The following is a 25,227-nucleotide window of genomic DNA, read 5'->3' on the forward strand; positions in this document are numbered from 1 at the left end:
TTTGAGATTGCAAATTTTAAATTGAAATGAATTTTTTAAAAGAGTATTATTGTTAATTAGGTAATTAAATATTATGGTTTCTGAAAGCGGTCTAAGTGATCATAGAACTAAAAATGTAAAATTTCAAATAATTTTATCTTTTTGCATTAAGATTGTTAGTGTAGTTGCTAATTTGTTGCTAGTTCCGTTGTTAATTGATATTTTTGATAGTAATCAATATGGTATTTGGTTGACAATTTCGTCTATAGTAAGTTGGTTTGCCTTATTTGATATAGGATTAGGAAATGGGCTTCGAAATAAATTAACTGAAGCAATATCATCAGGTGATGAAAAGCTGGCAAAAGAATTAGTAAGTACTACTTATATTGCATGTATTTGTGTGTTTAGTTTTGTAATTATTTTATTTTTATGTGTCAACTATTTTTTGGATTGGAGAAGTATTATAAATAACTATTCTCTTTCACGGGATTATTTATACCTTTTTACAAATGTTGTTTTTGTAATGTTTTTGCTTCGTTTTATTTTCCAATTGATTGGGGTGATCTACATATCATATCAAAAACCTTCTTACAATAACTTATTATTTACTGTTGGCACTGTTTTATCAATATTCTTTTTAATAGTCCTAAAAGATTTTGTTTCAGGTAGTCTGTTAATATGCTCGCTTATATTAGTTGGTATTCCATTATTAGTCTTGGTGATATGGAATTTTGTAGCTTTTCAAAATACATTTAAAAATATTAAACCCTCCTTTTTAAGCTTTAAAAGTGTACTTCTAAAGTCTCTTTTTGGACTTGGGGGGAAGTTTTTTATAATACAAATTTCTGCAATTGTAATTTTCTCAACTGGAAATTTATTAGTCTCTCAGTTATTTAGTTCTTCTGATGTAGTATCTTACAACTCTGCCTTTATGTTATTTCAGTTGCCTGTAATAGCGTATAGTATAGTTATGACACCTATTTGGAGTGCGGTTACTGAAGCAATGATTAAAAATGATATAGTATGGTTGAAAAAGTGCCTTAAAAATTTAAATAAATTATCTGTTCTGTTTGTATTTGGGATAGTTATAATGCTTTTTATTACCTCTTTTATTTACGAAATATGGTTAGGTAATAGGGTTCATATCCCTTTCAATCTATCTGTTTGTATGGCTTTATATGCAATTATAAACGTTATCTTGTCGCCATATACAAGTTATATAAACGGTATTGGTAAAATAAATTTGACTCTATATATTGTTACTTTCACAACTATTGTTTTTTTTCCTCTAGCAATTTTTTTATCTAAATATTTTAATAGTCCAGTAGGAATTATATTAGCAACTTGTATTGTAAATTCTATAGGATTATACTTTCAGCCTAAACAGGTTCATAAATTAATAAATGGTAAAGCGAATGGAATCTGGAATAAGTAAAAAAAAAATATTAATAATTCATCATGGTTCTGGTTTAGGTGGCGGTCTTGTGGCACTGATTGGACTCATTAAAGAATTAAAAATTGATCACGATGTAAGTGTTTTTTGTGTATTTGATAGTGATGCTGTTGATTATTTAAAAGCACTTAATGTTACTGTTTATTTATCTCAAAGTAAATTTTATAAGAAGTATTATAATCTTTTCACGCATAGTGCGGCTTCCTACAATAATCTAATGAATTCATTAAAAAAAATATACTTATTTTTTTTAAGTCTACTAAATATTTTTTTCTTTTCAGCTCGTGAGCTGAAAAAATTTAATGGTAAGTTCGATGTGTTATACCTCAATTCATTATTTATAGCGGACTGGATTCCTGTGGGTAGAAAATATGGATTTAAGAAAACAGTAGTGCATGTTAGGGAGCCTTTAGATAGCGGATTTGCAGGCAAGTTCTGGTTTAGAATGTTGTTGAAGAAATATTCTGATCTTATAATTTGTGTGTCAAAAGATAATTTAAAACGGATAAATATTAAAAATAAATCAATTTGTGTTTATGATCCTGTAGTAGTTCGAGAATCTCAAATTGTAAATCTTGATATACGAGATAAGAATTTTATTTATTTGGGCGGTAGTCAAAGGATTAAAGGATTTGAGCAGTTGATAAATTCGCTTGAATATTTAAATGATAATATCCGTATATTATTTCTTGGGCCGATTGATGAAATCACAGAAAATTATAGCTCAATGAATTTTAAAATACGGTCTGTATTTTCATCATATTTACGTTATGATATTAAAAAATTAAAATTAAAATTTGAAAATTCTGATAAAATTATACGAATAGGAAAAGTAAACAACGTATTTGATTACTATCAGAATGCAATAGGTATAATATGCCCCTTTGCTAAACCACATGCCTGTTTGCCTATTTTGGAAGGTTTGAGTATTGGGAAGCCATTTATCTTATCCAATGTTGAAGGTTTAAATGAACTTCCGATAAATGACGTTTTTTTACAATTTAAAAATGGAGATTATTTGGATCTAGCAAATAAAATCAATCAAATGTCTGAATTTTCGGCATCAAAGTTTTTAGAAATTTCAGATTTAGCTAAGGATAATTTTAAAAATATCGTTCGAACTAACCCTAATGTTTCAATAATTTTAATGAAACTATGAATAAAATAATGGAAGAAGGCAATAATAATAAAAGTAAAAAAGCATTATTTTTAGTTTTAACAATTATTTTTTTAACTGATGATACTCTGTTATTTGGGACGAATAAAAATGATCTTTTTGTCTATGGGAAATATTTCATATATATTATAATTCTGTTGCTTACAGTACTTTTTAGTGCGAAAAATATTGTCAGTAAGTCTAACTTTAATGGAATCATAACTATACTGGTTCTGATATTAATACTTTTTTTATCTACAATTATCAATAATGATTTTAAAACGGGAACCTTAGTTTATGCAATTACTTTTTTTACAGGAATAGCTATAGTCCAAAATATTTCATTTCCAGTTTTTACAAAATTGTATTCCAAAATAATGTACTTCTTAGCGTTTTTCTCTTTAATAGTATATACCATAAATTTAATCAGTCCTGATTTAATCAGTATTTTTCCGACTATTTCTAATTATGGTGATGTAGAATATAAATTTGTTCTTTTTTCAAACACATTTAACGGTTTTAATGAATTCCGAAACACTGGCATTTTTAGAGAGCCAGGTGTTTATGTGATACACTTAATTTTTGCAGTATTTTTTGAAGTCTTTTTTATTAAAAGTTCTAAATTAAATTATAGGAAACTTCTAATTTTTGTATTGGCAATACTTACAACATTATCTACTACAGGAATATTATTGCTTCCAGTAATATTGATTATTTATTTTATAAAAAACTCAAATTTGAAAAATGCATTTTTCATTTTTGGTATTTCTATGTTTTTCGTTTTTATATTAAACTATTTTCCGGAATTAAATGATAAGGTTTTTTCAAAATTAACTCAGGATGGAGCTGAATATGAAAGTTCATTGGCGCGTTTGTCTTCTTTTTTAACTCCTCTATATATTATAAAGGATAATATGATTTTTGGTTCAGGTTTAAGTAATTTTGTAACTTATTACTCATATTATTCAAGAAGTATTTTTGGAATTGAATTTCTTGCCGAATCTGCTGCAACTAATACAATATTGAATCTGACTGCTGTTTATGGTATTATATACGGCTTGATAATTACAATATTACTTTTTCGCGCCTCTAAATTAATTGAGAAGAAATATTATATAATTGTTTTTATATTGATGCTATTACTATTTAGCTCACAAGAATTAAAATTCTCACTTTTCTTTAATGTCCTATTAGGATATGGATTATATTTTAATAAACAAAAAGATTTTTCATGAAAAAAATGATCCTGTTTTCAAGCTTAATCCCTAAAGGAGAGCAACATTATTATACTGAAAATAGTATAGGGGCAACATCAAATGCAAATAATAGTCTTCAATGGGCTATTGTGAAAGGATTTGTTGAAAATGATTATCAAGTAAAATTGTTTAATTTACCCAATATAGGAGCTTTTCCTTTTAAGTTTAAAAAACTAATTACAAAATCTTTTTTATTTAGGGAGGGAAATATTAGAGGAGAAAATATAGGGATTATAAATGTAAATATTTTTAAACATTTTTTTGCTTATCGAAATTTATTGAAATCAATTAAAATAAATAATTACCTAAGTGAAGAAACATTCCTTTTAATTTATGATGTTTATCCACCATTTTTGAAGGTTATAAAGAAGTTAAAGGATAAAAATCCACTTTTAAAAATTGGTTTGGTTATCCCAGATATTTACGGATATACAGGAGGGAAGGAATCCTTTCTTAGGAAAATAATTGCAAAGCATGATTTGAATATCATCGAAGAAAATATATTGAGTGTTGATGTTTTTGTTTTGCTAACGGAAAATATGATAGATAAACTTCCTTATCAAGTTAAGCAAAAGCCTCGAGTAATTATTGAAGGGGTCCTTAATCCCGATTATAACCTTGAAATCATAAGCAAAGTAAATGATCAGGATAAAATAATTTTATACACAGGATCTTTAGATCTAAGGCATGGAATAAAAAATCTTATAGATGCTTTTTCTATTTTACAATATCCAAATTTAAAATTACATATATGTGGTGATGGTGATGGCCGTTTTTATGTAGACGAAAAATCTAGTATACAGAATAATATGACATATTTTGGTCAGTTGTCACGTGAAGATGTAATTCAAAAGCAAAAAGAAGCTTTTTTGCTAATTAATCCTAGGACTTCAGAAGGGGAGTTTACAAGATATTCTTTTCCTTCAAAAATTATAGAGTATTTTGCTTCTGGAACACCAACATTAATGTATAATTTAGAAGGAATACCCCCTGAATATTTTGAACATTGTTTTTCGCTTGAGGATGAATCTGTGGAAGCATTAGCATTCAAAATAGATGAAATATATAAAATGGATGAGGAAAAATTATATAGAATAGGCTTAAAAGCAAAAAAGTTTATTACTGACGAGAAAAATTCTAAAAGTCAAGTAGATAAAATTATAAAAATATTAAATCGTTTATGAGGATAATAATTGATTGTACTAATTTACAAGTAGGTGGTGGAATTCAGGTTGCATTATCATTTCTAAATGATTTATGCCAAATGAAAAGGAATGAGGATTTTATTATTCTGATGTCACCACAAATATCAACATTAATTGATTTTAAAAGGTATGGTGAAAATTTTGAATTCATAAATTTGGATAAGCAATATTATAAAAATTTTATTACTAGAGGAAGAGCTGTTAAAAAAATTGAAAATAATATTAAGGGTGATGTTATATTTACTGTTTTTGGACCGTCATATCATAAGAGTGATAGTCCAAAAATTGTAGGCTATGCAATTCCACACTATATATATGAAGATTCTCCATTTTTCGAGTTCATTTCGTTTAAAGAAAAAGTTGTATTATTCTTAATGAAAAAAATTAAAATTCTTTTTTTTAAAAAAAATTCTGATTTTATAATTTTTGAAACTCAAGATGCACAACAGATTTTTTGCAAAAAATATGACTATGATATTTTGAATACTCAAGTTATATCAAATAAATTAAATCAAATATTTTTGAATACTGCACAGTGGAAGGATAAAAAATTTAATTTTAATGCTAAATATGTTTTTTTATGTCTGACAGCTAATTATAAACATAAAAATTTGAAAATTATTCCTCATGTAATAGATTTCTTATTGGCTGATTATGATCTATCTGATTTCAAATTTGTTATTTCTCAAACGAAAGAACAAGTTGACTTTGGTGAAAAATATGAAAAATATATTGAATATGTTGGGCAGGTGAATTTGGATGAATTACCCGCACTTTATGAATCAGTTGATGTTGTATTAATGTCTACACTTTTAGAAGTTTTTTCAACAACATATTTAGAAGCAATGTTTATGAAAGTTCCTATTGTTACTACGGATTTAAGTTTTGCAAGGGATATATGTCGTGATGCTGCATTATATTATAAACCATTAGATGCTAAAGATTGTGCAACCCAACTTTATAATGTAGTAAAAGACGATTTATTAACTAAAAATCTCATAGAGTTGGGAATAGAGAATGGATCAAGATTTGGGAATAGCTTAGATAGAACTAAAGATTATCTTGATGTAATTCTTGAAAAAGGAAATGAAAGTAATAATTCTATTAAATAAATAAACAACCAATAGCATGAAAATAAAGCATAAAACCCTCCTTATTACCGGAGGTACAGGGTCATTTGGTACTGCAGTCTTAAATCGTTTTTTGGACACGGATCATTTTAGCGAGATCCGCATTTTTTCCCGAGATGAGAAAAAACAGGATGATATGAGAAAGCAATATAATAATTCCAAATTGAAATTTTATATTGGCGATGTCCGGGATTATAACAGTATTGAGAGAGCCATGCGCAATGTGGATTATGTTTTTCATGCAGCAGCTTTAAAACAAGTTCCTTCGTGTGAGTTCTTCCCAATGCAAGCAGTACAGACAAATGTAATTGGAACACAGAATGTAATCGATGCAGCAGTAGCAAATGAAGTGGAAAAGGTAATTTGTTTAAGTACTGATAAAGCGGCATATCCTATAAATGCGATGGGAATTTCCAAAGCAATGATGGAAAAAGTTGCTGTTGCTGCTTCACGTAATTTGGAAAAAACAACTGTTTGTTTAACACGTTATGGAAATGTAATGGCTTCACGAGGATCTGTAATACCATTGTTTTTAGATCAAATAAAAGCAAAACAAGTACTAACAATCACCGATCCTAACATGACTCGTTTTCTGATGTCTTTAGATGAAGCTGTAGAATTGGTGTTATTTGCTTTTGAACATGGAAATCAAGGTGACTTATTTGTGAATAAAGCACCTGCAGGTACTATTGGGGATCTTGCATTAGCGCTAAAAGAACTTTGTGGGGCCCAAAATGAAGTAAAAGTTATTGGTACTCGACATGGTGAGAAATTATATGAAACACTATGTACCCGGGAAGAAATGGTGAAAGCAGAGGATATGGGAGATTTTTATAGAATTCCTGCTGATAATAGAGATTTAAATTATGCCCAGTATTTTTCTGAGGGTGAAGAAGATGTCTCGATTATTGAGGATTATCATTCTCATAATACGGAACAATTAGGGGTTGAAGGGATGAAAAAACTTTTGTCAAAACTTCCGCTGATAAGAAAAGAAATTTTTGGAGAAGATGTGCCTCAAATGCCAGGATAAATATGCATGCCTTTATATCTTAAGCAATTTAAGATACGTTATTAGCATGTTGATAATATAGAGATTATCGATTCTAATTGGAGATGTCTACGTATTAATTTAATTCTAAATTAAATTAAGTATAAAATTAAATTTACATATAAAAACATATAAAAAGTAAGAATGTTAAAAATTGGGATTACAGGGCAGGGCGGATTTATTGGAAAACATTTATATAATACATTAGGACTTTTTCAAAACGAATTTGAACAGATTGATTTTCAAAATGTTTTTTTTGAAAGTAAGGAGGCATTGGAGATTTTTGTCTCACAATGTGATGTAATTGTACATTTAGCTGCAATGAATAGGCATAATGATGCTGAAGTTATTTATCAGACTAATATCGAATTAGTGCGAAAATTAATATCAGCCTTAGAATCAACAAAAAGCAAAGCACATGTGCTATTTTCTTCTTCTACTCAGGAAGAGCGGGATAATCTTTATGGAAAATCGAAGAAAGAAGGACGGGAATTAATGATGCAATGGGCACAGAATTATGGAGGTAAGTTTACAGGGCTTATTATCCCAAATGTTTTTGGACCGTTTGGACTACCTAATTATAATTCAGTTGTTGCAACTTTCTGTTATAGACTTGCAAATAATGAATTACCAACAGTAGATGTTGACAGTGATTTAAAATTAATTTATGTAGGAGAGTTAGTAGATGGATTTATAAATGAAATTAGAACAGGGGAAAGTAAAGACCAAGTTCTAGTGCCACACACTTCAGAATCAAAGGTATCAGAATTACTTTCGTTGCTTGAATATTTTAAAAAAGAATATCAAGAAGCAGGTATAATTCCAGCACTCAAAAATCGATTTGAAGTAAATCTTTTCAATACTTTTCGATGCTACATGGATATTAAAAATCATTTCCCTGTAAAATTCACCCAGCATACAGACATTCGTGGTGCTTTCGTTGAAGTGATTCGACTGAATGTTGGTGGACAAGTATCATTTTCTACAACTGTGCCAAATGTTACACGGGGAAATCATTTTCATACTAGAAAAATAGAACGGTTTAGTGTAATAAAAGGAAAAGCATTGATTCAGCTACGACAAATAGGGACAGACGAGGTTTTAAATTTTTATTTAGATGGTGCTAATCCTGCATATGTAGATATGCCAGTTTGGTATACCCATAATATAAAAAATATTGGGCATGAAGAACTCTATACTATTTTTTGGATTAATGAGTTTTATGATCCAAATGATCCAGATACCTTTTTTGAGAACGTTTAATTTTAATTCATAACGTTTCAAAATTTAAAAAATAAAAAAGATTAAATGAAAGCAAAACTTAAAGTAATGACAGTCGTTGGAACACGACCAGAAATCATAAGATTATCAAGAGTAATGGCGGCATTAGACGCTTCAGAGGCAATTGAACATATCATTGTACATACAGGGCAGAATTATGATTATGAATTAAATCAGATCTTCTTTGACGATCTTTCAATACGGAAACCAGATTTTTTCTTAAATGCTGCAGGCACTACTGCTACTGAAACTGTTGGGCAGATTTTAATAAAAATTGATCCATTATTGGAAAGTGAAAAGCCTGATGCATTTATGGTTTTAGGAGATACAAATAGTTGCTTATGTGCAATTCCTGCTAAGAAAAGGCAAATACCAATATTCCATATGGAAGCAGGGAACCGATGCTTTGATCAACGGGTTCCGGAAGAGACGAATAGGAAAATTGTTGATCATATTTCGGATATTAATCTGACATATAGTGACATTGCTCGCGAATACCTTTTGCGGGAAGGGTTACCGGCAGACAGAATTATAAAAACAGGTTCTCCTATGTTTGAGGTACTAAATCACTATTTACCAGCAATCGAATCTTCAGATGTATTAAAAAGATTGAATCTAGAAGAAGGAAAGTTTTTTGTTATTTCAGCACATCGGGAGGAAAATATTAGTAGTGATAAAAATTTCAGGGGATTGATGGAAAGTCTTAACATAATAGCTGATAAATATAAATATCCAATTATTGTTAGCACACATCCAAGAACAAGGAATATGATTGATGCAAAAAATATTGAAATGCGTCCAGAGATTCAGTTTTTAAAACCTCTAGGATTTAATGATTACAATGCTTTGCAAATGCGATCTTTTGCAGTATTGTCTGATAGTGGAACAATCTCTGAAGAATCTTCCATACTCAATTTCAGAGCGTTAAATATTAGGGATGCTCATGAACGTCCAGAGGCTATGGAAGAAGGATCTGTAATGATGGTGGGAATGAATCCTGAAAGAATTATACAAGGATTGGTTCAGTTACAATATCAAAAGACTGGAAAAGATCGAAATTTTAGAACAGTTGCAGACTATTCTATGCCTAATGTTTCAGATAAAATGGTAAGAATATTATTGAGCTATACTGATTATATTAATAGAGTTGTGTGGAGAAAATCTTAGACTAATGAAGATTTTAATTGTTACACAATATTTTTATCCTGAAAATTTCAAGAGTAATGATTTAGCTTTTGAATTGCAAAAAAGAGGTCATGAAGTTTCTGTGTTGACAGGTCTTCCTAATTATCCAGAAGGTAATATTTATCCAGGATATGGTTTTTTTAAAAAAAGTGATAGAAAAATTAATGGCGTAAAAGTTTTTCGAACATGGCTCTTCCCAAGAGGCAGAGGTGGAGGAGTGAGGCTATTTCTTAATTATTTTAGTTGGGCCATTTTAGCATCAGTTAGAGCTTTTTTTTTGAGTTTCAATAATAAATTCGATGCCGTCATTGTACACGAACCTTCTCCTATAACTCAGGGATTCCCTGCAATTGTTATTAAAAAAATGCAAAAGATTCCAATGTATTTTTGGGTTTTGGATTTGTGGCCAGAAAGTTTAGTGTCAGGGGGGATTTCAAATAGTAAAATTATTAGTCTTTTTACAAAAATAGTGAGGTTTATCTATGATCGTTCAGACAAAATATTAATAAGTTCGAAAGGGTTTGAAAAGTCTATTTTAGAGAAAGGTAACTATGCTGATAAATTGATTTATTTTCCAAACTGGGCAGAGGATACTATTTCAGAGGGAGATATCCACCATGTTATACCCGATTTACCAAAAGGATTTAAAGTAATATTTGCTGGGAACATTGGAATTTCTCAGGATATGGAAAATTTGATGAATGCAGCGATTGAGTTGCGGGAGCATACAAAAATCAAGATCATATTAATTGGTGATGGAAGAAGCAAAGATTTTGTTGCCTCTTTTATTAGAGATAATAAATTGCAAGAGACTGTTTTTCTATTGGGTAAATTTCCAATCGAGGCAATGTCAGCTTTTTTCAATCAATCTGATGCTTTATTAGTATGTTTAAAAAGCGAGGATGTCTTTAATATTACAGTTCCTGCAAAAATCCAGGCATATATGAGCGCTTCAAAACCAATTCTTGCAATGATGAATGGAGAAGGTTCTCAAGTAATAGAGGAGGCAAAATGTGGGCTTTCAGCCCCTGCGGGAAATTTTAAAAAATTGTCAGAAATTATATTTACAATGTCTGAATTAGATAAAAACACAAGAGATTTGATGGGTAAAAATGGCTATCTTTATTATAAAAAGAACTATACGCTACAATCCTGCATAGATAATTTAGAGCATATACTTAAAAAATCGTTATGAATATTTTAATAACTGGAATCACAGGTTTTGTTGGTAATAACTTGCAAAAATATTTATTTAAAAAACAGAACATAGTAACCTCATTAGATCTTAGATCTAATGAATGGAAAAAAAAGTTAGATAATATGGCAGATGCGATAATACATCTTGCAGGAAAAGCACATGATACAAAGAAAACAAGTGGGGCTGCAGAATATTTTGAAATAAATACTGATTTAACAGCGACTCTTTTTGATGCGTTTTTGGCAAGTGGTATAAAAGATTTTATATATTTTAGTAGTGTTAAAGCTGTAGCAGATGAAGTAGCCACGATTTTGGATGAGACGGAAATCCCTAATCCAAAAACGCCTTATGGGCAATCAAAACTTCAGGCAGAGAAATATATTTTGTCTAAAGAAATTCCTCAGGGGAAACGGGTTTTTATTATCAGGCCATGTATGATTCATGGTCCAGGGAATAAAGGAAATTTAAATCTCCTATATAATATTGTCAATAAAAGAATTCCATATCCTTTAGCCGCTTTTGAAAATCAGCGATCTTTTTTAAGTATTGATAATTTGAACTATTTAATAGAGAATATATTAAGTAATAATAATGTTCCGTCTGGGATATATAATTTTGCAGATGATACGGGCATATCTACAAATGATCTGGTTAAAATAATAGGATCGGTTTCCGATCAAAATGTAAAACTAATAAATATACCGAAATTAATAATCTATACTATCGCTAAAGCAGGGGATGTTTTGAAATTACCATTAAATTCTGAAACATTGAAGAAGTTAACGGAGAACTATAAAGTTTCAAACAAAAAAATAAAAACAGCTCTTTCAATTGCATCGTTACCGGTTTCAACTCAAGTAGGATTAGAAAAAACAATTAAAAGCTTTATAATATAATTTATGCAATATTTACTTCTTACGATCTTTCTTTTTGGTTTAATTGTAATATATTTTAAAATAGCAGATAAGTATAATATAATTGATAAGCCCAACCATCGAAGTGCTCATACTGAAATTACGCTTCGCGGTGGAGGCGTCATTTTCTGGTTTGCAGCTTTACTTTATTTTGTACAAAATATGTTAGATAATTATTTTTTTTTTATAGGAATAACTTTAGTTAGTCTTGTGAGCTTTTGGGATGATATTCAAAGCCTTCCTAATAAAATAAGAGTCCTAACACATTTTACAGCTATAAGTTTAATTTTTTATTTTTTAAATATATTTCAATTGTTTCCTTTCTGGGCTATAATTATCGTTTATATAATGGCTATAGGGATTATAAATGCCTACAATTTCATGGATGGAATAAATGGGATTACAGGGCTTTATACACTTTCTGTATTGGGAGTATTAGTATATTTAAATCAATATATTTATACATTCATCAATTTAGATTTTATCGTTTATCCTATAATTGCCAGTTTTGTTTTTTTGTTTTTTAATTATCGAAAAAAGGCAAAGTGTTTTGCAGGTGATGTGGGAAGTATTTCAATTGCGTTTTGGATTATTTTTCTATTATTGAGTTTAATCTTAAAAACAAATACCATAATTTGGATTTTATTTTTAGCGGTATATGGTGTAGATACTGTTTGTACAATTATGCATCGTTTATATTTACGACAGAATATATTTGAGGCACATCGATTGCATTTTTATCAGATATTAAGTAACGAATACAAATTACCACATAGACTGGTTGCTTTAATATATGCTACTGCACAAGCTATCATATCGCTTTTGGTTATTTTTCTTTTTCAAAAAGTGAACGAGTATCAGATTTTCATAATTGTTCTACTACCTTTGATCAGTTTATATTTGCTAAAGTTTTATTTCTTACATAAAATCAATAAAGTGTCTATATGATGGAACCAAGAGTTATTGAGGGAAGTTTTTTTAATGATGAACGTGGATCTGTTGCTTTTGTCAATGATTTCAAATTTGATGAAATTAAAAGATTTTATATTATTTCTAATTCTATGGAACATTCCATAAGAGCTTGGCAAGGTCATAAATTAGATGAAAAGAATTTTTATTGTGTTCAAGGATCTTTTAAAATTCATTATGTAAAAATTGATGACTGGATTTCACCATCAAAAGATTTGCCTATTGGAAGTATAGTCCTGAAAGCTTCAGAAAGTAGGATATTACATATCCCTGCAGGGTATGCAAATGCTATTCAAACCTTGGAAAAAAATTCCAGATTAATTTCATTTTCAACACTTTCGTTGGATTTTGTTAAAGATGACGATGTGCGTTATGATAAATTAACCTGGCTGATTGATGAAAAAGGATAGGATTTTTTTATCACTTGGGCTAAAGAGTGGCTCAGAGTTGAAATATATCCAATCTGCTTTGTCTGAAAATTGGATTACCTTAGGTGGTCCTCATGTTGATGCGTTAGAAAAAAAGATAGAATGTTTTCTGGATAATAAAAAATATATTTCAGCGTTAAATTCTGGTACTTCAGCCATACACTTAGGATTAATTCTTTTGGGTGTTCAAAAGGAAGACGAGGTACTTTGTCAAACCATGACCTTTTCTGCCTCTGCGAATCCCATTGTTTATCTTGGAGCCACTCCCGTTTTTATTGATAGCGAACCTGATACCTGGAATATCTGTCCAGTTGCACTTGAAAAAGCAATTTTGGATAGAATAAGGAAAAATAAAATTCCAAAGGCTATCATAGCAGTAGATCTTTACGGTATGCCGTATAAGGCGGATGAAGTCAGGAATATTGCAAATAAATATTCAATACCAATATTGGAAGATAGTGCTGAAGCCCTCGGAAGTATTTATAAAGGGCGTCAGTGTGGTACTTTAGGCGATATAGGGGTTTTTTCTTTTAATGGTAATAAAATAATCACTACTTCAGGAGGAGGAGCTTTAATTACTTCATCGGATGAAGTTAAAAAAAAGGCTATTTTCTTAGCTACACAAGCAAGAGATGACTCTCCTTACTATCAACATAGTGAAATAGGGTATAATTATCGAATGAGTAATATTGCAGCAGGTATTGGTTGTGCACAGATGGAAGTTTTAGAACAAAGGATAATGCTAAGAAAGAGAATGCACGAATTCTATGTTGATTACTTTAAAAATATTGATGGGATAAAAATACTTTCTGAAACTTCTGATGATTATAAGTCTAATCACTGGCTTAACGCAATTCTTATTGATCCCGAAACTATAGGGGGAAATAACACAAAATTAAGAGTTGAATTAGAGCATGCAAATATTGAAAGTAGATTTTTATGGAAGCCAATGCATCTGCAACCTGTTTTTCGTAAATTTCCTTATTACGGAGGTGATATTGCAGAGCAATTATTTGACAGAGGATTATGCCTACCGTCAGGAGCAAATATAAATAAAAATCATAAATTGAGAATAAAGAAGGTTTTTGATAATTTTTTTAAATTATAGTGATATTAATAACGTTATATTTTATATTTGCGAACAATTGATTTCTGTTAATTAATGTAAATATGAGTAATTAAAATATAAATGGATAATCAGGAAATAGGTATGAGAAATTTACTTTCTAAGGGAAGAGGTTTTTTTATAAATGCATTGAAAATAAGCGAGTTGGGGTATCTTCCGCGATGGATTATTTTATCCATTGATGTTGTTGTGATATCGGTGACTAGCGCGATTACATATATGCTTTTGGACGGTATGGGACTTACTTATATAATTAAGTCTTATATAATTTTTGGAATTGTAGCATATCTTTTTGTGAACATTTTCTTTTTTAGGGTTCTCAGAATTTATTCAGGCATTATTCGACACTCTTCTTTTATTGACGCAATAAAAATTTTCTTTTCACAAATCGCTTCATTATCCATTTTTTTAGTGATTAACTTTATATTATTGCTATTGGGACACGGAAAAATATTTCTGAATACTGGACTCTTTATCAATTTTGTGCTTTCTTTCTGCGCTTTATTCTCATATCGTATCATCGTTAAACAAATTTTTGAACGATATATAAGTGAAAATAAAAATGCAGTATTAATTCGTGCTATGATTTATGGTTCAGGTACTAATGCTATTGCAGTTGCAAGAGCTTTAAAAGCAGAGATTCCATCACGTTTTAAGGTTGTTGCTTTTATCGATAAAGGGAGTCATAATTCGAGTAAAAGGATATTAAATCTTCCAATTTTTAGCCAAAATAGAAAATTACCAGTTTTAATGCGGTCTAAAGGTGCTCAAGCATTAATTATAGCGGATAAAAATTTAACTAAAGAAGAAAAGCTAAATATTATAGATGATTGTCTTGAATATAACTATAAAGTATATACCGTACCAATTATTAAAGATTGGGAAGATGAGAAAGAAATTTCTACAAAAGTAAAGACATTTGAAATTCAGGATCTATTGGAACGTAAGCCTATAGTATTAGATAATAATGCAATTTCAGGTCAGATTGAGGGTAAGAGCATTCTGATTACTGGTGCAGCAGGGTCTATTGGAAGCGAAATTGTCCATCAGGTAATAGGATTTAACCCTCGCCGATTAATAATTTTGGATCAGGCTGAAACTCCACTGCATCACCTGTCGATTGAAATAGAAAAAATGAACCTTAATATTGAGATTCATTCTAAAATAGCAGATATTCGAAATAAATCTGTTATTGAACGTGTTTTTAAAGAGTATGATATTAATGTGGTTTTTCACGCTGCGGCCTATAAACATGTACCGCTGATGGAGGAAAATCCAGCACAGGCAGTTTTTGCGAATGTATTGGGTACTATGAATCTTGCAGATTTAGCTGCAGAATATGGAATTGATCGGTTTGTAATGGTGTCGACTGATAAAGCGGTAAATCCTAGTAATGTTATGGGAGCAAGTAAGCGAATTGCTGAAAAATATGTACAGTCATTGCATTTTAAGTTACAGAAAAATAGCACCACTAAACACACTAAATATATCACAACCAGATTTGGAAATGTTTTAGGCTCAAATGGTTCAGTAGTACCTTTATTTACAAAACAAATTGCACAGGGAGGACCATTGACGATAACACATCCGGATATTATCAGGTACTTTATGACAATTCCAGAAGCTTGTCAATTGGTATTAGAGGCTGGCGTCATGGGAAAGGGAGGTGAGATATTTATCTTTGATATGGGAAAACCTTTAAAAATTATTGATTTGGCATATAAAATGATCCGTTTAGCAGGCTTTACGCCTAATAAAGAAATTAAAATTGAAATTGTCGGGCTCCGTCCAGGAGAGAAGTTGTATGAAGAATTGTTGAATAATTCTGCAAAAACACTAGCAACACATCATGAAAAAATTATGATAGCTGAGGAGCTTTGTGATGAATATGAATATGTTAAGGGAGAAATAGAAACTTTAATTTATAATGCAAATTTGTTTGATAATGATAATATTGTTTCACAGATGAAAAAATTAGTTCCTGAATTTGTCAGCATGAATTCGACTTTTCAAGCTTTAGATAAATGAAATAAATATAACAATCACTACAATTAATTTAAGTGTTAATTACATAAACGATGTTAAAAGTTTATATTTGCACTTTAAAAAAAATAAAAAATGAATCTCAAGCGCATAAAATTTTTTTTTCAATTATTCCTTTTTGTCCTAATTTTAAATTCGTGTACCTCTAAAAAAAATGTTGTCTATTATCAGGATATAGATAAATTGGCTCCTAATGATTCTAATACATTTGAACAAAAAATACAACCTGATGATTTATTGATGATTGTAGTTATGGGAGAAAATCCAGAAGTAGTAGCACCATTTAATCTTCCTAATTTTACGTTACAATCTGTTACAGAAATGGAGAATGTGCAGCCTAGAATAAATACGTATTTAGTAGATATAAAGGGTAAAATTCAATTTCCTGTACTTGGAGAAATTGAGTTAGGAGGCTTAACAATAACTGAGGCAATTAAAAAAATGAATACTATTTTATCGGGATATATAGTTAAACCGTCAGTCAATTTCAGAAGGTTGAATTTTAAAGTTACGGTAAGTGGAGAAGTTACTCAGCCTAAAACCCACACAATTACCACAGATCGGGTTACATTGATTGAAGCTTTGAGTATGTCGGGTGATTTAACTATTTATGGTAGAAGAGATAATATATTGGTCATAAGAGAAGAAAATGGAAAAAAGATGCATGCGCGTATAGATATGACTAAATCTGATTTTATTAATTCACCATTTTATTATCTTTCTCAGAATGATGTGGTGTATGTTGAACCAAATAAAACAAGGGTTAATTCAGCAGGTGTAGGGCCTAATACATCAATTATAATATCTGCAATCTCATTACTAGTAACTGTAATTGCCTTAACCATCCGATAAAATGCTAAATAATTTAGAATCTTCAGAAGAAAATAAAGAATCCGATTTCAATATACGTGAGCAGTTAGAAAAATATATTTACCATTGGAAATGGTTTTTATTAGCTACAATTTTTACAATAATGCTGGCATTTCTTTACATAAGATATGCAACGCCACAATATAGGGCTGTCGCTGCAATATTGATAAAGGATGATAAGAATGGTGGATTAGCTTCTGAATTTGCTTCAGCTATTGGCGAATTTGGGAAAATGTCAGGTGCAAAAAGTAATGTCGAAAATGAAATTGAAGTAATAAAATCAAGGACTTTAACAGAGAAAACCATTAAGACTTTAAAGCTTGATGTTTCTTATATCAATCAGGGCAGAGTAAAATCGGGAGAAATATACTTAGAATCACCAATTTCCTTAGAATTTAATTCTGATAGTACTCAATATCGATCTGAAATTAATTATTTTACAATAGAACATGTTGATTTCGATACTTTTATTCTAAAAGTTAAAGATTCTGAATTAGGGATTTTTAAATATGGTAGTGTCATAAAGATAAAAAATGGAACAGTTATAGTTACAAGATCAAATCAAAAATTTAAAAATAAGCCATTTTTAATAGATGTTGTAATTCGTCCTATATCTGTTGTAACTGAAGATTATAGAAAGAGATTGGGCATTAATTTAGTAGGTAAAAACACCTCTGTAATTGAGCTGTCATTAATTGATCCTGTCAAAAAGAAATCAGAAGATTTTTTAAATACATTGATTAAGATCTATAACGATGATGCTATTGAAGACAAAAATTTAGTCTCTCAAAAAACATCTAAATTTATTGCTGAAAGACTTGAGCTTATCACAGAGGAACTCACTGATGTTGAAAAAAATGTTGAAGGTTTTAAGAATAAAAATAAATTAACAGACATTCCTTCTGAAGCTGAGCTATTTCTTGAAAATGGAGCAGAATATGAAAAAAATCTTATTGAAACGGAAATTCAATTAAATGTAGTTAATTCAATGGCAGACTTTCTAAATAAAAGTAAGCCAGATGATTTAGTTCCTGGTAATCTTATTGGGTCTGAATCTGAAGCGGCATCTTTAATAGGAGACTATAATAAGTTGGTGATTGAAAGAAATAGAATCGCTGCAGGAGCTACAGTGAATAATCCAGTTGTTAATAATTTAGATCAAAAAATAATAGCATTAAAATTTAATATTAGTCAAAGCTTATCTCGTTTAAAATCATCGTTAGTTATTAAGAAAAGAGATTTAGATAGGCAAGGATCTGTAATTGGAGGAAAAAAGGCACAAGTGCCAAGATTAGAACGTGAGTTTAGAATTATTGATCGTCAGCAAAAAGTGAAAGAGGCATTATATCTTTTCCTCTTACAGAAGAGAGAAGAGACTGCCATTACTTTAGCTGCTACTGACCAAAATGCAAAAGTTATTGATTCTGGATTAACAGGAGAATTACCAGTTTCTCCAAAAAAGGGTGTTATATTTTTAGTTGCTTTGATACTTGGGATACTCATACCTTTTTTAATTATATATATATTAGATTTACTGGATACTAAAGTAAAAGGTCGTCCCGATATTGAAAAAAATCTAACTATACCATTTTTAGGAGATGTACCAAGGTCTGAATCACACGAAGAAATTATTAGTGTGAATAGTCGTTCAAGTTCTGCTGAAGCATTACGTATTTTACGTACTAATGTTGAATTTATGCTGAATCATGTGCCGGAGAATAAAGCTAAAACGATATTCCTGACTTCTACATTACCTGGCGAAGGTAAAACGTTTATTGCAGTTAATCTTGCTGGAACATTTGCCTTATCAGGTAAAAAGGTTTTGCTCATAGGTATGGATATTAGAAATCCTAAACTGGATGAGTATATGTCTTTGCCGAATAAAGGATTAACAAATTATTTGTCATCGAATGATATCAGATTGAATGATATCATTATAAAACAAAATGATTACGAAAATTTCTCTGTAATGCCGGCAGGAATTATTCCTCCAAATCCAGCAGAACTATTGATGAATAAAAAATTGGAATTGATGTTTGAACAACTTAAAGATGAATATGATTATATCATCGTGGATACAGCTCCTGTGAGTTTGGTAACTGATACATTATTAATTGCTAAAAATGCGGATGCATTTGTATATGTAATACGTTCCAATTATTTAGATAAGCGTCTTTTGAAAATACCTCAAACCTTATATAATCAGGGAAAATTACCAAACATGTCAGTTGTTTTGAATGATACTGATACTAAAAAGGGATATGGCTACGGTTATGGTTATGGTGCCACAGAAGAAAAGAAACCTTGGTATAAAAATCATCGTTTCTCGAAATAGGAATCTATTAAAAATCCCCAAATGAGTTAATTCATTTGGGGATTTTTAATTTTATGCTGATTGAATAAATTGACTTCCTTTCTATTAGCGGAAAAATATATTTCTTTCCATCGCTTCTTTTAGTACTATACTTTCTTTAAGTTTAATTTTACTATCAAAAGCTGCAACATGGTTTTTATGGTGTACATCGGAACCTGTAAAATCAATCATGCCTTTTCCTAAAAGTTGCTGTGCTGCTTCAAGCACACCTTCGCCGTAATATCCAACGGTGGAAAGTAAATTCAATTGGAAAAGGCATCCTGCTTTCTTCAGTTTAGTGTATTCATTAAAATTTTTATGATAGAAAACATAACGTTCCGGGTGTGCTAATACGGGTTTATAACCAGACACCTGTAATTCAAATAAGATATCGTACAGCTGCATTGGTGCATTTAGGTACGACATTTCTACCAATACATAATTGTCTTTTAGAGTAAGTAGCTTTTCATTTTTGAACAAACGAGAAAACGAATCGTCCATCATGTATTCCGCTGCTGCTTTAAACGGTATTTTTAAATCTAATTCTCTTTGTGTCTCCTGTCTTTTATTAATGATACCATCTGCAGTATTATCCCAAACCGTGTTTATAATATGAGGCGTTGTGATTATCTCGTTAAAACCTATTTCATGTAGTGAATTAATTAAATAGCGACTGTCTTCCATGTTTTTTGCGCCATCATCTATCCCCGGCAACAAATGCGAGTGAATGTCAATGTAGCCCTCGGGTACAAGATCTCTAAGTATTGTTTTCTTTTTGTTGAAAAATAGCAAAATAGGCATGTTTAAAATGAATTACAAAACTACTCAAAATATCGCAAATTGTTATATTCTATTTGGATTTAGAGTGATTCTATTTGTGGTTACACAATATTCTAAAAGTGGGTTCGGTGTAGACATATTGGGGGATTGATTACAAGAATAGGATAACCAAAAGCTATATATATACAAAAATAGGCTAATTTAGCGCAGAATAAAGTTTGGGTTTAGTACTGAATCCATTGAGAAGTATGAGTAAAGATATTATTTTAAAAGCAGAAGGAATTTCCAAGCAATACCGTTTAGGGGAAGTAGGTACGGGGACCATCAGTCATGATCTTAATCGGTGGTGGGCGAAGATTCGGGGGAAGGAAGACCCGTATTTGAGAATTGGAGAAAGTAATGATCGAAGTACGAAAGGGAGTAGTGATTATGTTTGGGCATTACAGGATATTAATTTTGAAGTAAAAAAGGGAGAAGTACTGGGGATTATTGGAAAGAATGGAGCCGGAAAGTCAACATTGCTGAAAATACTTTCGAGGGTTACCAATCCAACTACAGGATCTATAAAGACAAAAGGACGTATTGCCTCATTACTTGAAGTTGGTACCGGCTTTAATGGAGAAATGACAGGGCGTGAAAATATTTTCCTGAATGGTGCGATACTGGGCATGACTAAAAAGGAGATTACTGGTAAACTCGAAGAAATTATTGAATTTTCAGGTTGTCAGCGGTATATTGATACTCCTGTAAAGCGTTATAGTTCCGGGATGACTGTTCGTCTTGCGTTTGCCGTAGCAGCTTTTTTAGAGCCCGAAATTTTAGTCGTTGATGAAGTGTTGGCGGTGGGTGATGCGGAATTTCAGAAAAAGGCTATAGGAAAAATGCAGGATATTTCTAAAACGGATGGACGTACAGTACTTTTTGTGAGTCATAATATGGCCGCTGTAAAAAGCCTGTGTACCCGTGGAATAGTTTTGGAGCATGGAAAAGTAAAATTCACTGGAGATATAGATAGTTGCTTATCAGTATATCAGGATGATTCAACGGCTAACCTGAGTGCAAAATTTTATGGAGAAAAAATTATAAAATACGCTGCAATCATAAACCAGGATAGTACTTTAAAATATAGATCACCATTTACATTAGGGGTTCATATTGAATCCGTAATTGCTATTAAAAATTTAGTTTTGGGTATTGTAGTTAAGGATTTGAATGATGTTGAGTTATTTGGAATTAATAACAGGCATTATTCCCATGATAAAATTAATGAAGAAGAAGTGTTTGAAGGTGAAATTTCAATTACTATTGATGAACTACTATTATTTCCAGGTATTTATAAAATTGATATTTATTTGGGTGATGGGACAAAAGATATCGAAGTTGTGATGGATGCCATAAAATTTACAGTTTCAGAAGCGTTTGATTTTGAAATAATAAATAAATTAAACTTTAAAATAAACAAAGTATTCCACCAAAATGTAATTTGGAAATACATTGAAAATATAAGATAGATTTAAAGATGAGATTTTTTAGAAAAATAAAAAAAATAATACTGGGTAGGAATAAAAGAGTGATAGAACCAGATTATTACGAACAATTATTTGTTCATAATACGTATTGGAATACGCCACAGCCGAATGATGAAGAAATTTTAAGATTTAAAATAATTCATAATTTTATAGAGTATCTCAAATCTGATTTTTCACTAAAAAAAGAAGACCGCCTAAAAATCCTGGATTTAGGAAGTGGTAGGGGATGGCTATCGAGTTTATTATCGAATTATGGGACGGTATTGGGTGTGGAACCTGTAGCAAAAGTTGTTGACCATGCAAAAAAAATGTTTCCAAATTTAAATTTTGTTTGTGGAACTTCAACGGATCTTTTAAAAATTACAGATCATGCTCAATATGATTTAATTGTTTCGTCGGAAGTTATCGAACATATTGTTGATGAAGCTAAACCAGGTTTTATGAATGATATTAAAAGATTGCTAAATGACAATGGTTTCCTTATTATAACTACACCTCGTAAAGAAGCTGAAATAGAATGGAATGCCTATGTATTGCCTGGCCAACCGGTTGAAGATTGGATAACAGAACTGGAACTTGAAAAATTAGCAACAGAAAATTCTTTTAGGGTAATCAAAAAAGAAAGGCTGGCAATTCCCCCGCTACAGGAGCTCCAAGCATTGAAATATATCAACTCTGGCTATTTCAAAAAATATAAAATGAGAATTCAAATATCAGTGATAGTGCCCTGCTATAATCAGGGGATATTTCTTAATGAAGCATTAAAGTCGGTTTTCGATCAAACCTATTTTGATTGGGAATGCATCATCATTAATGATGGTAGTACTGATAATACACAAGAAATTGCTGAGCTTTGGGTAAAAAAAGATAGAAGATTCAGTTGTATTACCCAATTGAATTCGGGTTTATGTGCTGCCAGGAATGCAGGGATAGAAAAAGCGATTGGTGTTTATATTCTTCCATTAGATGCAGATGACAAAATAGGACGTGATTATTTACAATTGGCGATGCAGGCATTTGAAAATGAGCCATCACTGAAATTAGTGTATTGCAAAGCTGAAAAATTTGGATTTGAATCGGGTCCATGGATGTTGGAGGATTTTTCACTTAAAGCGTTAGCAACGGAAAATATGATTTTTTGTAGTGCTGTATATAAAAAAGAAGACTGGCTTGCGATTGGTGGATATGACAAAAACATGAAGTTTGGACTGGAGGATTGGGAGTTTTGGATTTCGCTACTAAAAAATGGAGGGAGCCTTTTATGCCTGGAATACATAGGTTTCTTTTATCAGGTAAAGCCCATATCAATGGTGAAACTTTTGAATCAGGAAAAAAGGAAATATTTGTTTAACTATTTAAGTATAAAGCATGCTGATTTTTTTGTGAATCAGCTGGGGTCATTTCAGCAACTCATAATTGATCGGGATCATAGTGAAGCTAATTTTTATGCTAAAACTAAAAGCCGCAAGTTTATCGTTGATTTTATCACGGTTTCATTTTTTAGCTTTTCGATTTTTAAAAAGTATAAAAAATGAAATTAGCTATTGTCATTCCTTTTTATAAACTGCTTTTTTTTGAGCAAACGCTTGTTTCATTAGTGAGCCAAACGGATAAACGATTTAAAGTTTATATAGGGGATGATGCTAGTCCGGAGGATTGTATTCCTCTTATTGAAAAATATAGTGAGCAACTTGATATTGCATATCATAGATTTGAAGAAAATCGAGGTAGTACATCATTAGTAGCACATTGGGAGCGTTGTATTGCAAGAATTGATGAGGAGGAGTGGATGATGATATTGGGTGATTATGATACACTGGAGAAGAATTGTATTGGGGCATTTTATAACTATATTGAAAATTTTTCAATGCCATTGAGTACCGTTATACGTTTTGCAACTAGGGAGATAAGTGCTGATAATAAGTTGCTCACTTCTGTTTTTTACCATCCGGATAGTGAGCCATCTACGAATTTCCTCATTAGAAAATTAAAAAAACATACAAGGAGTTCATTAAGTGAATATATTTTTTCTACGAAAAAATATATTCAATATAAATTTAAGGATTTTCCATTGGCATGGTCATCAGACGATTTAGCCTTTTTAGAGTTTTCAGATTTCGGAACTATTCATACGCTCAATGAAGCAATTGCTAATATCAGGGTGAGTGATCTTAGTATTTCAGGAAGAGATGATAATAGCAAACTTAAAGAAAAAGCTTCCTATGAATTCTATAGTTTATTATTATCCAAATATCACGATAAGTTTACGTATTTAGAAAAAGAAAAAATAATTCAAAAAATCGAAGCCATTTTTTTTAAAAATAAAAAGTTTAAAACTTTTGCTCTGTTAACAGGCTTTCATCTTAACTATATGAGCCCTTTGAGTTATTTTAAGTTCTTACGGCGAATTATTATTAATTATAAAAATTGAACATTATGGAGTTGCCATTAGTTTCCATAATAATTCCAACCTACAACAGGGCTGCCTTAATTTCTGAGACACTGGATTCATTAGTATCTCAGACATATTCTAATTGGGAATGTATAATTGTAGATGATTTATCGAGTGATAACACACTTCAGGTTGTATCGGAATATTGTGAGAAAGATGGTCGTTTTAGAGTATATAAGAGACCGGAAGAAAATAAAAAAGGACCTTCTTCCTGTCGTAATTTTGGATTAGAAAAAGCCAATGGGCTTTTTATACAATTTTTGGATTCCGATGATTTTTTGGCGCCTTCGAAATTAGAACAATCAGTTCATGAAATTAATAGTAGTCATCGAACCGGAAAAGAAATTTGTATTTCTAATTTTCAAATGTTTATTCTTACTGCGGCAGATGCAACAGCACCTTATTGTCATTTACATTCGGGGCTCTTTACTTTTGAAAACATACTTTACAAATGGGAAGAATTATTTACAATTCCAATTCATTGCGGTTTTTTTAGCGTAGAGTTGTTTCAGGACTTTAGATTTCCGGAAGAATTACAGGCAAAAGAAGACTGGATCATGTGGATTACGCTATCTAAGAATAATGCTATAGTTTCATTTATAGATGAGCCATTGGCCTTATACAGAAAGAATCCTGAAAGTATTACAATGAAAAGCGATGCTTTGGCAGATCAGATAAAAGTCTGCCACTATTTAAAAAACATACTTACGGAATCTCAGTTTGATAAATTATTATTTAAAATAATTTCAAATTATCATAAGACTAATATGGAGTTGAAACTAAAAATAGAGGCGATGAAGAAATCCTATGGCTACAAATTAGAAAGACTGATTCAAAAAGGGTTCAAGAGATTGGGACTTTTAAACTGA

21 protein-coding genes are annotated in these 25,227 nt (G+C 30.7%); 20 read left to right on the forward strand and 1 reads right to left on the reverse strand.

The window, feature by feature from the left end:
• Positions 1–73: 73 nt before the first annotated feature.
• From FK004_RS08935 to FK004_RS09010, 16 genes are all read left to right on the forward strand, one after another.
• Positions 74–1,414: a lipopolysaccharide biosynthesis protein gene (locus FK004_RS08935; RefSeq protein ID WP_108736962.1), complete on the forward strand. Its 1,341-nt coding sequence runs from the start codon at positions 74–76 to the stop codon at positions 1,412–1,414.
• Positions 1,395–2,591 carry a glycosyltransferase gene (locus FK004_RS08940; RefSeq protein ID WP_157956062.1) on the forward strand — a complete coding sequence of 399 codons (1,197 nt, stop codon included), beginning with the start codon at positions 1,395–1,397 and terminating at the stop codon, positions 2,589–2,591. Before FK004_RS08935 ends, FK004_RS08940 begins: the two co-directional genes overlap by 20 nt.
• A complete protein-coding gene (locus FK004_RS08945) occupies positions 2,588–3,823 on the forward strand; it encodes an O-antigen ligase family protein (RefSeq protein WP_108736964.1) in 1,236 nt (411 codons plus the stop codon). The genes FK004_RS08940 and FK004_RS08945 overlap by 4 nt, the downstream gene beginning before the upstream one ends.
• A complete protein-coding gene (locus FK004_RS08950; protein WP_108736965.1) occupies positions 3,820–5,028 on the forward strand; it encodes a glycosyltransferase in 1,209 nt (402 codons plus the stop codon). The genes FK004_RS08945 and FK004_RS08950 overlap by 4 nt, the downstream gene beginning before the upstream one ends.
• Positions 5,025–6,161, forward strand: coding sequence for a glycosyltransferase (locus FK004_RS08955; protein ID WP_108736966.1), 1,137 nt, complete (start codon positions 5,025–5,027; stop codon positions 6,159–6,161). The genes FK004_RS08950 and FK004_RS08955 overlap by 4 nt, the downstream gene beginning before the upstream one ends.
• Positions 6,162–6,177: 16 nt before the next feature.
• Entirely contained in the window at positions 6,178–7,212 is a 1,035-nt protein-coding gene (locus FK004_RS08960) for a polysaccharide biosynthesis protein (RefSeq protein ID WP_108736967.1), read from the forward strand.
• A 162-nt stretch (positions 7,213–7,374) separates the two neighbouring features.
• On the forward strand, positions 7,375–8,493 hold the full coding sequence (locus FK004_RS08965) for a polysaccharide biosynthesis C-terminal domain-containing protein (protein ID WP_108736968.1): 1,119 nt from the start codon (positions 7,375–7,377) through the stop codon (positions 8,491–8,493).
• A gap of 45 nt (positions 8,494–8,538) precedes the next feature.
• Entirely contained in the window at positions 8,539–9,678 is a 1,140-nt protein-coding gene (wecB, locus tag FK004_RS08970) for a non-hydrolyzing UDP-N-acetylglucosamine 2-epimerase (protein WP_108736969.1), read from the forward strand.
• 4 nt (positions 9,679–9,682) lie between these two features.
• On the forward strand, positions 9,683–10,891 hold the full coding sequence (locus FK004_RS08975; RefSeq protein WP_108736970.1) for a glycosyltransferase family 4 protein: 1,209 nt from the start codon (positions 9,683–9,685) through the stop codon (positions 10,889–10,891).
• The gene (locus FK004_RS08980; protein ID WP_108736971.1) at positions 10,888–11,790 is read left to right on the forward strand and encodes an NAD-dependent epimerase/dehydratase family protein; all 903 of its coding nucleotides are present in this window, start codon (positions 10,888–10,890) and stop codon (positions 11,788–11,790) included. Before FK004_RS08975 ends, FK004_RS08980 begins: the two co-directional genes overlap by 4 nt.
• A gap of 3 nt (positions 11,791–11,793) precedes the next feature.
• Positions 11,794–12,756, forward strand: a complete 963-nt coding sequence (locus FK004_RS08985) for an MraY family glycosyltransferase (RefSeq protein ID WP_108736972.1) — start codon at positions 11,794–11,796, stop codon at positions 12,754–12,756.
• The gene (locus FK004_RS08990) at positions 12,753–13,187 is read left to right on the forward strand and encodes a WxcM-like domain-containing protein (RefSeq protein ID WP_227871696.1); all 435 of its coding nucleotides are present in this window, start codon (positions 12,753–12,755) and stop codon (positions 13,185–13,187) included. The genes FK004_RS08985 and FK004_RS08990 overlap by 4 nt, the downstream gene beginning before the upstream one ends.
• Positions 13,174–14,313, forward strand: a complete 1,140-nt coding sequence (locus tag FK004_RS08995) for a DegT/DnrJ/EryC1/StrS family aminotransferase (RefSeq protein WP_108736973.1) — start codon at positions 13,174–13,176, stop codon at positions 14,311–14,313. The genes FK004_RS08990 and FK004_RS08995 overlap by 14 nt, the downstream gene beginning before the upstream one ends.
• An 81-nt stretch (positions 14,314–14,394) precedes the next feature.
• Entirely contained in the window at positions 14,395–16,359 is a 1,965-nt protein-coding gene (locus tag FK004_RS09000) for a polysaccharide biosynthesis protein (protein WP_170108551.1), read from the forward strand.
• Between the two features lie 90 nt (positions 16,360–16,449).
• The gene (locus tag FK004_RS09005) at positions 16,450–17,226 is read left to right on the forward strand and encodes a polysaccharide biosynthesis/export family protein (RefSeq protein ID WP_108736974.1); all 777 of its coding nucleotides are present in this window, start codon (positions 16,450–16,452) and stop codon (positions 17,224–17,226) included.
• 1 nt (position 17,227) lies between these two features.
• A complete protein-coding gene (locus FK004_RS09010; RefSeq protein WP_108736975.1) occupies positions 17,228–19,579 on the forward strand; it encodes a GumC family protein in 2,352 nt (783 codons plus the stop codon).
• A gap of 84 nt (positions 19,580–19,663) precedes the next feature.
• Here FK004_RS09010 and FK004_RS09015 read toward each other — a convergent pair whose 3' ends face one another.
• Positions 19,664–20,389, reverse strand: a complete 726-nt coding sequence (locus FK004_RS09015; protein WP_108738796.1) for a tyrosine-protein phosphatase — start codon at positions 20,387–20,389, stop codon at positions 19,664–19,666.
• A 236-nt stretch (positions 20,390–20,625) separates the two neighbouring features.
• On the opposite strand from FK004_RS09015, the gene FK004_RS09020 reads away from it, so the two are divergent.
• From FK004_RS09020 to FK004_RS09035, 4 genes are read left to right on the forward strand one after another with little or no spacing between them, the layout of a single operon-like run.
• The gene (locus FK004_RS09020; protein ID WP_108736976.1) at positions 20,626–21,888 is read left to right on the forward strand and encodes an ABC transporter ATP-binding protein; all 1,263 of its coding nucleotides are present in this window, start codon (positions 20,626–20,628) and stop codon (positions 21,886–21,888) included.
• Between the two features lie 8 nt (positions 21,889–21,896).
• Positions 21,897–23,441, forward strand: coding sequence for a glycosyltransferase (locus tag FK004_RS09025; RefSeq protein ID WP_108736977.1), 1,545 nt, complete (start codon positions 21,897–21,899; stop codon positions 23,439–23,441).
• The gene (locus tag FK004_RS09030; RefSeq protein ID WP_108736978.1) at positions 23,438–24,337 is read left to right on the forward strand and encodes a glycosyltransferase family 2 protein; all 900 of its coding nucleotides are present in this window, start codon (positions 23,438–23,440) and stop codon (positions 24,335–24,337) included. Before FK004_RS09025 ends, FK004_RS09030 begins: the two co-directional genes overlap by 4 nt.
• Before the next feature lie 5 nt (positions 24,338–24,342).
• Complete coding sequence (locus FK004_RS09035; RefSeq protein WP_108736979.1) at positions 24,343–25,227, forward strand: glycosyltransferase family 2 protein; 885 nt, start codon at positions 24,343–24,345, stop codon at positions 25,225–25,227.

This window comes from Flavobacterium kingsejongi, from assembly GCF_003076475.1.
Classification (GTDB): Bacteria; Bacteroidota; Bacteroidia; order Flavobacteriales; family Flavobacteriaceae; genus Flavobacterium; species Flavobacterium kingsejongi.